General features: G+C 34.7%; 10 protein-coding genes and 1 pseudogene. All 11 read right to left on the bottom strand.

Annotated features, from left to right (window positions below):
- A pseudogene (locus tag DW640_RS24145) lies at positions 1-104 on the bottom strand (sugar transferase); the annotation flags it as partial.
- A 55-nt stretch (positions 105-159) separates the two neighbouring features.
- Positions 160-978, bottom strand: coding sequence for a glycosyltransferase (locus tag DW640_RS22475; protein WP_117578974.1), 819 nt, complete (start codon positions 976-978; stop codon positions 160-162).
- Between the two features lie 176 nt (positions 979-1,154).
- Positions 1,155-2,201, bottom strand: coding sequence for a glycosyltransferase family 4 protein (locus DW640_RS22470; RefSeq protein ID WP_117578973.1), 1,047 nt, complete (start codon positions 2,199-2,201; stop codon positions 1,155-1,157).
- A complete protein-coding gene (locus DW640_RS22465; protein WP_117578972.1) occupies positions 2,202-3,377 on the bottom strand; it encodes an EpsG family protein in 1,176 nt (391 codons plus the stop codon).
- A 10-nt stretch (positions 3,378-3,387) separates the two neighbouring features.
- Entirely contained in the window at positions 3,388-4,377 is a 990-nt protein-coding gene (locus DW640_RS22460; protein WP_117578971.1) for a glycosyltransferase family 2 protein, read from the bottom strand.
- Positions 4,378-4,391: 14 nt separating this feature from the next.
- Positions 4,392-5,504: a polysaccharide pyruvyl transferase family protein gene (locus DW640_RS22455; RefSeq protein ID WP_008762079.1), complete on the bottom strand. Its 1,113-nt coding sequence runs from the start codon at positions 5,502-5,504 to the stop codon at positions 4,392-4,394.
- A 10-nt stretch (positions 5,505-5,514) separates the two neighbouring features.
- Positions 5,515-7,257, bottom strand: a complete 1,743-nt coding sequence (locus tag DW640_RS22450; RefSeq protein ID WP_117578970.1) for a thiamine pyrophosphate-binding protein — start codon at positions 7,255-7,257, stop codon at positions 5,515-5,517.
- Between the two features lie 20 nt (positions 7,258-7,277).
- The gene (locus tag DW640_RS22445; RefSeq protein WP_008762077.1) at positions 7,278-8,399 is read right to left on the bottom strand and encodes an NAD-dependent epimerase/dehydratase family protein; all 1,122 of its coding nucleotides are present in this window, start codon (positions 8,397-8,399) and stop codon (positions 7,278-7,280) included.
- A gap of 77 nt (positions 8,400-8,476) precedes the next feature.
- A complete protein-coding gene (locus tag DW640_RS22440; protein ID WP_117578969.1) occupies positions 8,477-10,009 on the bottom strand; it encodes a lipopolysaccharide biosynthesis protein in 1,533 nt (510 codons plus the stop codon).
- A gap of 86 nt (positions 10,010-10,095) precedes the next feature.
- Complete coding sequence (locus DW640_RS22435) at positions 10,096-11,226, bottom strand: chain-length determining protein (RefSeq protein WP_008763395.1); 1,131 nt, start codon at positions 11,224-11,226, stop codon at positions 10,096-10,098.
- Positions 11,227-11,240: 14 nt separating this feature from the next.
- A partial coding sequence (locus DW640_RS22430; RefSeq protein ID WP_199610451.1) for an SLBB domain-containing protein occupies positions 11,241-12,170 on the bottom strand: 930 nt, incomplete at its 5' end.

The raw sequence follows: 12,170 nt of genomic DNA, 5'->3' as shown, positions 1-12,170 counted from the left end.
AAAATAATCAGTAATATGCCCGCAATAATGCAATCCCCAATTCGCTTTACATTGCGCTCAAAAGCATTCATTCCGTCGGGAATGAAATTATCATTATACCCCATAAATATATGATTAAAAATTAAATTGAAAGAGCTTATTTTTACATACAAAACATTATCAGCCCCCATTGATACTTTGCAATTCTCTCAATACTTGTTTATTCAATTTTCTCCGCTTAGAATCCAAAATCCATCCCCATTTATTAAAATACCTTACCATATTCAGTATATGAACTTTAAGCATTCTAATATTTACTTTAGAAGCTGCGGCATGCGCATGAATAATAGAAACCTTTGGAAAAAAAATAGTTTTATACTTTTCATGCATTCGACGAGTAATATCAATATCCTCAGGATACATAAAAAAACGTTCATCAAATAATCCAATATCTTGCAAAGCAGACATTCGAAAAAGCATAAAACACCCTGACAAATATGGCACATTCATAATTCTATTATATCCAGTAAAACGTAGTTGAAATTTATACATCCGCCTTTCCGTAATAGACGAGGGAAAGAAACGTTTAAATATCAAATCTAAAGGAGTAGGTATCAGCTTACATATGTACTGCAAATCTCCATTCGGATAATATACTTTAGGCATAATCTGCCCAACATCTTTATGTTCATCCATATATGAGATTAATTCTTCCAACACACCATCCGCAAAATAAATATCAGGATTTACCACAACATGATAAACTGCACCTAAATCCATTGATTCCCGAATTGCAATATTGTGTCCAGCACCATATCCACGATTCACACTATGAATATAACGAACTCTTTCTGAAATCTCTCCTAACTCTCGCAAGCGATCATTTGATGAGTTATCTATGATAAAAAGTTTATCTACTGGACTAGCTAAAACACAGTCCATCACTTTACGTATCTCATCCATCTTATGATGATAAGACACTATTGAAGCTGTAATCATCTATTATTAAATATTATATTCTTTAAATAATCATATATCCAACCGCACAACAAATCAATCTAACATACTTTAGCACATCAACAGGTATATAAAATGTAAATCCCTCATTCTACAAACACATTGTATAAAAGAATAAAAGAGTTCTACATTTTAATTCTAAATTGAAATAAAGTCGTTCATTTTCTTAAAAGTCCTTGATAATAATTCAAATGATTCTCTGCCATTTTTGAAGTAGTAAAATGACTATAAGCTCGTTTATATGCCATTTCCCCCATAACATCTCTATTTTCATAGGCTTTTATTATGGCTTTTTGCAGGGAATCCATATCTTTCAATTTAAAGAAACACGCCTCATTATTAAAAAATATCTCATGAAAGGAAGGTATGTCCGAACAAACTATAGCTCTTCTAGCCAAAGCGGCTTCTACCATTGCTAATCCAAATCCTTCCGAATATGACGGCATAACATACACATCAAAATAAGGTAAATAATTACATGGATTTTTCTGATAAGAGAAAAATATAATTCTATCAGATATGCACAATTTTTGAGACAATGATTTCAATTCTTTAATATCAGGCCCTTCACCAATTATAATAAATACATATTCTTGTAAATATGGCATCACTTTAATTATCTGATCCAACCCTTTCCTAGGGGTAACAAAAGCATACGTACCTAATATCTTATATAATTTTTTCATCTCCAATATACTTTTTACAATCTGGTCATCTTCTTCTCCATCCAAATTAATTACACAACCATTATAAATAGTAGTCATTGGAGCTTTTATACATCCTTCATACGCTCTTTTTATCTGCTCTGATATACTTATTACTACATCAAATTTGGACTGTATAAAACACCAATATTTCGTAAACAAATACGATAGAATAAAATTGTATTGATACCGAAAACTACAATAAGTATCTTGATGAAGAGTAGATACTAATTTTGCTCTATTTATTTTTTTCTTCCATCTGGCAATATACATATCGGGGCGTAAACAATGACTATGAATAATATCGTACTGCTCAAAATCAATAAGAGTTTTCATTGATATCTTTTTCACAGGACAGTTAAAACACATAGCAGATGGAAAATCATCAAAGTAAAAAACATCTATTTCACATCCCCACCTTACTAAAAAATCTACTATATTTTTTACTACGATTATCGGTCCCTGATTCCTCAAAGATGGAAGGATATAGGCTATTTTCATTTACAAGTTAAATAAGAAAAATGAATACTCAGTGGAATAAAACCAAATAAAAATATAACGTACAGAATATATCAATAGATAATTAGAGAATAGGAACAATAACATTCTTTGCTCTTTCACATCCTTATTTTCCCTATAATAGAAAGATATTAAGAAAAAATACGAAAAAATAAAATATTGGCACATCCTAGTTAGAAATCCAAAATTCATAGTAATTACTAACAACAGTACAAATATGTAAAACATATTATGGTAAAATTTACCGACCAACGACTGACATAATATCCTCTTATATTTTTTTACAATATACAAAAAAGGCAGTGCTTCTATAAAGGTTACCATATTTAATCCCCTAAATCCATTCTCAGCATCACCTTCCAATAAATATTTAGACAATTTCTCCCCAACCCCACCAGAAGCACCCATTAATGACAATACATGATCAACAATAGTTAATATAAAATAATCAGTAATTCTAGTAACATTTAAGATTCCGACTATAATAATAAAAGTCACTATCCTTTTAGTATTTAAATCACGAACCATAAAAAATGACAGCAAAGCAATAATAGCGGTAAAATGAAAAGTTGCTGCCACAAATACAACTAAAATAAATTTTATTTTTTCACCCTTAAGTAGTAAAGGAAAAGCCCACATCCATATTATAGACATTGCAATTGCTTGTCTCAAAAGAATAAAATTATATTGTAAATATAATCTCGAAGCCAAAAAGAAAAAAAGATAAAAAAGGGCTGTATTTATTTCATTCCGCTTCAAGCTTTTATAAAATAAAACAATTAATATAAAATTGGTAAACAATAAGTACAAATTAAAATTCTCACCTAAAAGCAAGTGACATAAGGATGAATAGAATACATATCCAATTTCTTGTGATTGAATTTCTAAATCAGAAGAAGCATACTCTGATAAAAAATTGAAAATACTTAACGGAGAATTATAGATATTTTTATAAGTTCCATAATCAAATATAGCTATATCATATCCCACTTCATAAGAACTCCATCTACAACCAGCAAATACAACAAGTACGCATAAAGAAAAAAAAAGTAATTGTTTTTTTATATTATCATTTACTTTTATAGAAAAGGTATCCATGAATGACAATACAAAGAAAAACAATATAAATATCATAAATGGAATGATATTACTAATCATACTCTACACATTAATTATACCGCAAAAGCAAATTACGAAATAACCGATTTAATTTTCTTACTGTCTCTATAATTAAATATCTCAAGCGAAAAGGGCAAGCAACCATTTTCAAAACTAACCATTCTCTTAAACTCAAATTTATAGTTTTAGCATATTCTTTTATCTCCATAAAAAAAGGATCTTCCTTGGATAATCCCGGATCATTGTCATTTAAAACTTCTAACAACATATGAATACGAGCATAAAAAAGACTTTTCTTACATGTTTCCTCTAAACCATGTGAGTTAATTGGCTGCAAAAGAAATTTATTCATTTGTTTTGCATATTCCCAAGTATTCTGAAAAGTATGCATACAACTATTTCCATGTTGCACATAATTATACACATGTTTGTCAATAGCTCTCACTTTGCGTACTTTGACTGCCAGTCGGACATTCATTATATAATCCTCACCATAAGGTATTGACTTTGGTAAATCCAATACAGAAGAATCAAACAAGTCTCTACAATAAAGCTTCCCACATACAGACAAAGGAGTTTTCCCTTCCAACAAAGCTTTTAAAAAATCTATATTATTCCAATCACCCAAAGAGCTTTGCCCACATATTTCACGAATTTTTTTTCCCTGTTCGTCTACCATGTAAAATTGACTTCCTATAACGATATCTACCCCTGCTGAGCTATTATTATACAAATCCCATAAAGCATTTTTAGGTAACATATCATCACCATCTACAAAACAAAGCCAATTGCCCCTTGCGGCCTCTACTCCTCTTCGTCTTGCAGCAGTAACACCAGCATTAACCTGATGAATTACACGAATACGATCATCCTTCAATGCATATTCATCGCAAATATTCGCACTCTCATCTTGGCTACCATCATCAATCAACAATAATTCAAAATCTGCAAAAGACTGCACTATTATATAATCAATACATTTTCTCAAAAAAGGAGCGACATTATAAACAGGGACAATAACACTTACCAGTATATCCATAAATAAAACTTAGTTTATAAATCCAATGATTCTATAAGAAATCTTTTCGCCTTCTCCCTCTCTATGTTCCAAATCCGATTCACTTTCTCAAAATTCACTGAATCATGTAATTTTTGCTCTGTTACATCTTCCAACGAATGTACCCAACGTTCTTCCAACTCAAATTTCTTCAGCAAAGAAGTAAAACGAGCCATACCCCGCTCTCTATTCGCCATCACAACAAAAGGCTTATTGAAAATTATCGAAAACACTGTCCCGTGAAAGGAATCCGTAACAACATATTCCGCATCCATAAATCCACGTAACCAATCTGTTACAGGAGGAAAAACACATTGATCAATATCTTTCTTCCCTACTTGAGCAAAATTCTTTTCTGGCATCACAACATTGGGAGACAAGCTTAAAGTTTGAGAAATTTTCCGAACAATGGCTTGTTTCTCTTCCGACTGATCTAAAATATATGTCATTAATTTTTTCTCTGAAGACGGTATCTGTTCTTGCTCGACCAAACGAATATAATCTTCTTTATTCAAAAGCATCGTCGGGTCTAACAAATGGACAGCATCAACACCCAAGTATTTTTTGCATAATACAACACCACTATCTTCACGAACGGAAATTGCGTCAAATTGCTTAGCTAAAGCTGCACATCGTGTTGTCTGCCCCTCCGTAAATTCCCACTTCGAAGTACCAAAAGAAGCTGCATAAGCTATGCGTTTAACATGCTGACCTATTGTAAAATCTAAAAAATAATTTGACAAACAATAAGAATATATAGGACGCCAAACTTGATCACTTCCTACTAAATAAGCATCAAAATGATACTTTCGTAACTCCTTTTTAGTGTTCGATGAAATAGGCTCTGTAGTCGTTATGTATTTACGAATAAACGGAATAGTCTTTTGAGCCATATACTGTTCTTGTCTATCAGTAGGATAATAAAGTCCCTTATACTTTATCAGACGTGCAATCAATTGTTTCACGTTAACAATTAAAGGACGTTTCCATTTTCGATCTTCCGTCCAGACCTCATGCCCCATTTGTTTCAATATCGCCTGCAATGCATAAGCCTGAAGTAATCCACCATAATTAGTATGAAGAGGTTGGGTTAATATACAGATTCTCATTTTTACCGTATTATTTATTCAATATCTTCTTTATTATTTTAATACCCTTTTCTCCTAATATTTCCTTTGCTGTACTTCTCATCATTCCAGTAGTAGATACATTTAAATTATTGATGATTCGAATCGCTTCACTCTCATCTGCGTTATCGGTGAAAACTTCTAGGATCATCGGTCGGTCCGTTATCTCAGGAATAAGAAAACGATCTACAACTTGTACATATTCATCCTTATTATTAGCACTCAAGTACTCATAACCTAAATCTTCAGCATAATGCTTGATTAATACGTGTGACTTATTTCCATAGTGACCTCCAGCGGCAATAAATGTATCAGCCTCTTCACCAAAAGCAGCACCCGGATGCATGTAATTGCGGAACTCCGTCCCCTTTCCATTGTTTATAAGCAAAATTCGAACATTATTACCTACATGCCGATTACCCACCACGTTCATATCATAAAAGAAAGCAAGGTCTCCTATCACACCAAAATACAAACGATTCGGATGAACAAGAGATGCACCGACCAGCGAAGATACATTACCATCTATACCAAACCCACCTGTATTGGAATATGCATAAACTTCATTTTTCTTTGCAAAGAAATTCCATGTACGCAAAGTATTCAAAATACCTAAATGCAACACACTTCCTGCAGGTAAACGATGAGCGGTCTGCAAAGCAATCCAGACATTAGAAAAAGGAAGTGTTTCCGGAACTTTTGCCCATATAGCTCGTAGCTCTTCCATACAAATGTCCAAAAAATCTGTACGCTGTATACAGTTTGTATCAGCATAATGTTCAAAAAACGATTGCTCCGGCATTTCAAATACATGGGTCAAACGTTGATAACTATCTTTCAATTCACCATCAGGATTCACACGCCATACCGTTTTAGGACACATAGTAATATATCCACCGGATATTTCTCCAATATGTATCAACAAATCAATATTCACAAGACTACATATATCTTGCTCCTGTGATGTAAGAATTGATAACGGAACAGCATATTTCCCTTCATAACCGCTTGTGTGATCGCAAAAGACAACAGCATCGTGTGTACCGCAGAAGTTATCAACCGCTCTTTTTTCCGACTCAGTAAATTTCAGATGCGCCCCAACAAAAATTGCAGTACGCCCTTTAGGAAAAGGAGGAAATTCCTCTCCTAAACATATACGCCTAATAAGACGTGCCTGCGGCAAATTCTTTATCGAAAAGTCACGACTATAAATAGTTGTAAGGTTTATATGCACCGGACCACCGCCCCGATGTCGGAGTTCTAGCAAAGCACGATTGATTTTCACGGTATTGCTCCATTCGTCTGCATCATTAAAAGTAACAGGAACATGCTCACTTAATAATACAATATCATTCTGAACAACTCGACGATCGATTACTTGAGGAATCAGATGTCCAATGCGATTAATATCCTGTGTACTTGTTACTGCCAATATTGGTAACTTTCGATAATAAGCTTCTGTCAATCCTGACACATAATTCCGCGAGGCAGTTGCTCCAGTACAACTCAACACGACAACTTCGCCAGATTCCGCTGCCATACCACAAGCCATATAAGCAGCACTACGTTCGTCCACGCTAGAATACATCTCAAACCAAGAGTCTTGCATTATGCTCGCCACAAACGTTAAATTGGTCGTACCCGGGGAGGCAACTATCCTTTTAATGCCATGCTGTTTGAGCAATGATATAAGTATTTGAACGCTTCGTTCAGCAGTGTAATATTTCTGATTCATAAATATAATCAATTTTTATCTTATTTAGTTAGAACTTTAACAATCTCTGTCGGTGCATAACGAGCAACTAAGTACTTTAAGCGAGACTTCAACGTGGAATATATATTCAAGCGCATCCGTTCCCCAGTCACTCTATCCATTTGAGCATTCAGTAAAAGAGCAGGAGAAGAGAAAAGTGGCGATTCTAAAAACGTGCCTAGACAAGATTCTATTTCATCTCTAGTATTTTTGAAACGAAGTGTAGGTACAGCAAGCCTGATTTTTGAATTATCAAAACGACGATCAAACAATCGACAATACTTTACTTGAAATTGCATCGCCGGAAACCGCAAGTTTAAGCATTTATCTGTCATAACAACTTCCGGACGATGACCTAAGTATTTATCTAATACATGAAGATAAACTTCTAAAATTTCTTCCCATTTATAAGCTTCATCTGTAGTAATATGATATACCTCACCAAGAGCCGCAGGTAATCCAATCAACCCCGCAATACCTCGAGATACGTCATAACCATATGTAAGCGTGGTGTAATGCGATGCGATGTCTTTTGAAAAAACAATAGAATAGCCGTTTATAGCACGCCAAAGCCAATCCTCCTTTTCAAGTACCCCAAGCTGAAGCCGTGTTTCACTAAAAGTGATATAGGGTCTGATAATAGTCCAATTATTACAGCCTGCCTCGTGAAGAATATTCTCCTGTCTGGCTTTTGATAAAGCATATTCATCAGTATTCAGATATTCTTCATCCTTAATCATATCTAGCAGACGTGGCGTTTCTTCATTAATAAGCTCATCAGACGAATTTGTTGGACCATAAACACGGGCACTACTAATGAATATATATTGTTTTGTAGCCTTCAATAACTGAGAAACACGAACACGAAATTCATCCGTATTGTACACCATAAAATCAACAATTGCATCCCAAGACTCTCGAAGCAAATCGTTAATAAACGTAATTTCATGCGCATTCCCCTGTACATAAGTAATATTCCTCTCAGACATACGACAGCTACGCGTAGTTACGTGTACATCATCACCTTGTTCAGCAAGTATACGAGTCAAATGCTCCCCCATAGCTCCAGTACCACCAAGCAAGAGGATACGACGATGTATTGTCTTCTTTTCTTGATCAATCATTCTGTCTCAATTAATTATTCGTATAGTCTTTCAATCATATTAATCACTCTAAAATCCATCAAAAAGCTATATATATCCTACCTTTTCACACTTATCTTTCTCTTTACAATCTCAATGACAAAAGTGGACTCAGCTTTATTGAGCCCTATAAAATATATAGTTAACCCAGTAAATATAAAAATTACTATAGCTGAAAGAATAAAATTCAAAAACGGAGTAGAAAATTGAATATTGATAAAATAAGAGAATAATAGACACAGAATAAACACAGCAAAAGAACGCAAAAGAACTTGACTAAAAAATTTACGTATCTGAAAATCATACTTTAAATGAGATTGCCAAAGTAGCGCACAAATGACAAAAGCCTTAAATATTATATTAAGAATAAACACCCATTCCGGTGCAAAGCCAGATCTAAGAAACAAAAAAGAGGCTAATATATTTACTAAGTAAATAATCGTTAGGCATATCTCATAAAGTTTAATATTACCCTCAGCTAATACCCCAGTTAAAAGCGGATTAGAGAAGCAATCCAACAAAGAATACAGCAAAATAAGTACAATAAAGGTTGAAGTGTACTTTGGCACTTCTGTAAGCCACAATCCAACGACATAGTCTATATTTGCTATCAAAGGGAAGAAGATAAGCAGCAAAATGAAAAATGCGAACTTTTCACTACGAAGAATTAAGCTATGCATAGAACTTATTTCCCCACTTGAATATGATTTCGTTATCTGAGGATTAACAGCCATAAGGAAATTATTTACAAAGCCATATACAGCAGCATTAACCTGCATCGCTATACCCTGAGCTGCATTCACAACAGGACCACAATATATATTTAATAATATACTTGAACCTTGATCTTTAAGAACAACTACTCCATTACCGAAAAACGCCCATCCAATAAATCTAGACATATCTTTAAGTAAGACTTTATCTAATATAAAACGATAATGAGCCTCTTTAAAATGATGCTTACTATAATATCCATAAACAATACGCATAATTAGAGATACGGACATAAGCAACACTGACCATAATATCAATTTATCCCCTGGGAATAAGCACAATAAATAACATATTACTAATTTCAAAATAACCTCTAGGATGCTAATGTAAGCAAATGCTGACATTTTTTCATGGGCAATTATCAATGAATTATAAGGAACGCTGATGAGATTCACCATAAAGGTTATTATTGAGCATTGAAGCACCCAATTCGCTGAATATAAACGATTTGCCGGTATATTCATTTTTGTATTTAAAAACCATACACCCACAACTTCAGCAATTACCATAACAATCAATGACATCACTATCTGGATATTCACAGATGTGCAGAATATTATATTTAGCTTTTGTTTATTGCCTATACCTATCTCATAAGTTAAATAACGGCTAATTGCAGCTGACAAAGATCCAGATATTATTGAAAACATAGCTACAACACCTCCTACAGCATTGTAAATGCCATAATCTTCTACGCCCAATGCTTGTAAAATTATTCGCGAAGTATAGAGTGAAACTGCAATGATAAAAAGCATCCGAACATAGAGCATTGCGGTATTCTTTGCAATTCGTTTATTGTTTTCAAGAGTGGCAAACATTCTTATATAACTTCTTTTATATTTAATGAACAAATCATACGACTATAGTCATCTTAGCTACATTATAGTTCATAAATGCATTGTTTTCAATCATTTACCTTCCCCATCAAGGTACTCCAGAAGTTCTTTCCCAACAAATTCCAAACAATAACACTAATTACACTCAAAAAGATAGATACCAAAACATAAATTTTCAAACTGATGCCGGATGAATTTAATGGAATCACAGCAGGCTCTACTACTGCAAATACGGGCTTTTCTTCCTGAACTTTCGCCCTTGCAACTTGTAGTTGATTGGCTACCTGACTGTAAACTTGATAGGCTAGACTCATGTCATTTTGTAATCGCTCTTGTTCAGCACGGACACTTTGAAGAATCAAATTATCGTGCGTATCCACGTATTCAGCATATTTCCTTTGGGCATCATAATATTCATCTTGGCGCTCTTTGAATAACATCTCTAAATAAATACAATCCTCTTTTGCTTTTGAGGTACGATAGCCAATGATGTATTCTTGCAACTTATGCACAACAGAATCAGCAACAACTGCAGCGATTCTAGGATCCTGCAAGGTAACTGAGACATTAGTGATAGCTGTTTTCTTATCTACGGAAGCAATAATGTTTTTCTTAAGAATCTTTATTTTCTTACTTGTCTTTTGGGTAAGTTCAATAGGATTATTGTTTGTTTTATCAATATACTCTTTATTCTCATCCTCAAATAAGGATTTTATGCCACTAATTACCAAACCGGGGATACCCATCACATAACTCCACCAAGCAGAAGATTGCTCCTCTAAATAATATTCCAAAGAAGTCTGTTCTACTTTTTTTGCGCTTGGAACATTCATATCAAGAAGTTCCAAAAGAAAGGGAGTAGATGAAACAATATCTGATGAAAGAGAAGCGTTTAATGCATCAGTACCATCTCCAATTGTTGCGCCGCTTCCCAAAAATGAAGCTGCAAGTCCGGCAATCCCATTAGTGCCTTTGGAATTTCCCATTTCAGGTGACAAAGTCACTTTGACTGTATATTGCTTAGGAATACTAAATGCTACTATAATCCCCATAATCAATCCTATTCCGGCAGCTTTATATAATGTTTTGCGGATGCTTATTATCTTACGCAGAATATCCATCAAATCGATTTCCATCTCATCATTTAATAATTTATCCTGTTCTGAAGAGACATTTCTATTTAGTTGTTGTTCTGACATAAAAGTAAATTCTATTATTTCTTTATAAGATTAGCAATAGAAGCAATCATCATACCCAAAGAACTGAAGGAAGTAGCATAACCCAAAATATTAGCTATGTTCCCTTTCTTCTTAGCCTTACTAGGCACAATAATCTCACATCCCGGCTCAATCTGTTTCTTACCGCTACCCTTAACCTTAGTCACCTGACCATTCATGTAAACAATGAACTTCTTACTCTTCCTTGCATTATCAGAATAGCCACCGGCCTGATTCAGGTAATAATCCACATTCTTTCCCTTCATATAAGAAACCGTATTCGGAACCATGACAGCACCATTGATAGTTACAGTATTAGTATTCTTAGGTATAAAGACCACATCACCTTCACGTAGGACAAGGTCGGCACTACCCTTAGGATTAGTCAAAGCCTTCTCCAGATCAATGCCTACCGTAAAGGTATCCTCAACACCAATACCCAAAGAGTCAATCATGGCCTCACCCAATTGCCTGCTCATCAGGCGAATCACATCACCCATACGTTTCTTCTCACCGGCACTTGCCACACGGGTCAATTTCGCACCACGAAGATAGGCAAGACTGGTAGGACCACCCGCTTTATTCACCAGATCGGAAAGACGTTCCTCACGATTGGTCATGGCATAATTTCCTCCAAAAAGAATTTCACCATCAATGACTACATTCTGTTGCGCCTGATAACCCGGACTGCGACGGACATAAACTTCGTCATAAGGCTGAAGGATAAAACCGGGCTGACCGTCGATGACAAAACCATCCTTTAAAGAGAAGGTATACATCTGACCGATAGTATCATTATCCGCAGTACTACGGGGATTCTTGATTCGTCTCGACACATCAATGCGGACAGTAGAGGCGGCTTCTTTCAAGCCACCGGCCTGGATGATCAGATCCTCAAGTGTCATGTTATCAGCATAGGGATAGGA

This window comes from Bacteroides sp. AM23-12 (assembly GCF_003434395.1).
In the GTDB taxonomy this organism is placed as follows: domain Bacteria; phylum Bacteroidota; class Bacteroidia; order Bacteroidales; family Bacteroidaceae; genus Bacteroides; species Bacteroides thetaiotaomicron.
This window is presented reverse-complemented; position numbering and strand designations above follow the sequence as displayed.

Excerpts from the sequence above, each read along its gene's own strand:
- DW640_RS22460 (WP_117578971.1), bottom strand. The coding sequence starts at position 4,377 with ATGGATATACTGGTAAGTGTTATTGTCCCTGTTTATAATGTCGCTCCT.
- DW640_RS22440 (WP_117578969.1), bottom strand. The coding sequence starts at position 10,009 with ATGTTTGCCACTCTTGAAAACAATAAACGAATTGCAAAGAATACCGCA.
- DW640_RS22450 (WP_117578970.1), bottom strand. The coding sequence starts at position 7,257 with ATGAATCAGAAATATTACACTGCTGAACGAAGCGTTCAAATACTTATA.
- DW640_RS22470 (WP_117578973.1), bottom strand. The coding sequence starts at position 2,201 with ATGAAAATAGCCTATATCCTTCCATCTTTGAGGAATCAGGGACCGATA.
- DW640_RS22435 (WP_008763395.1), bottom strand. The coding sequence starts at position 11,226 with ATGTCAGAACAACAACTAAATAGAAATGTCTCTTCAGAACAGGATAAA.
- DW640_RS22445 (WP_008762077.1), bottom strand. The coding sequence starts at position 8,399 with ATGATTGATCAAGAAAAGAAGACAATACATCGTCGTATCCTCTTGCTT.
- DW640_RS22455 (WP_008762079.1), bottom strand. The coding sequence starts at position 5,504 with ATGAGAATCTGTATATTAACCCAACCTCTTCATACTAATTATGGTGGA.
- DW640_RS22475 (WP_117578974.1), bottom strand. The coding sequence starts at position 978 with ATGATTACAGCTTCAATAGTGTCTTATCATCATAAGATGGATGAGATA.
- DW640_RS22465 (WP_117578972.1), bottom strand. The coding sequence starts at position 3,377 with ATGATTAGTAATATCATTCCATTTATGATATTTATATTGTTTTTCTTT.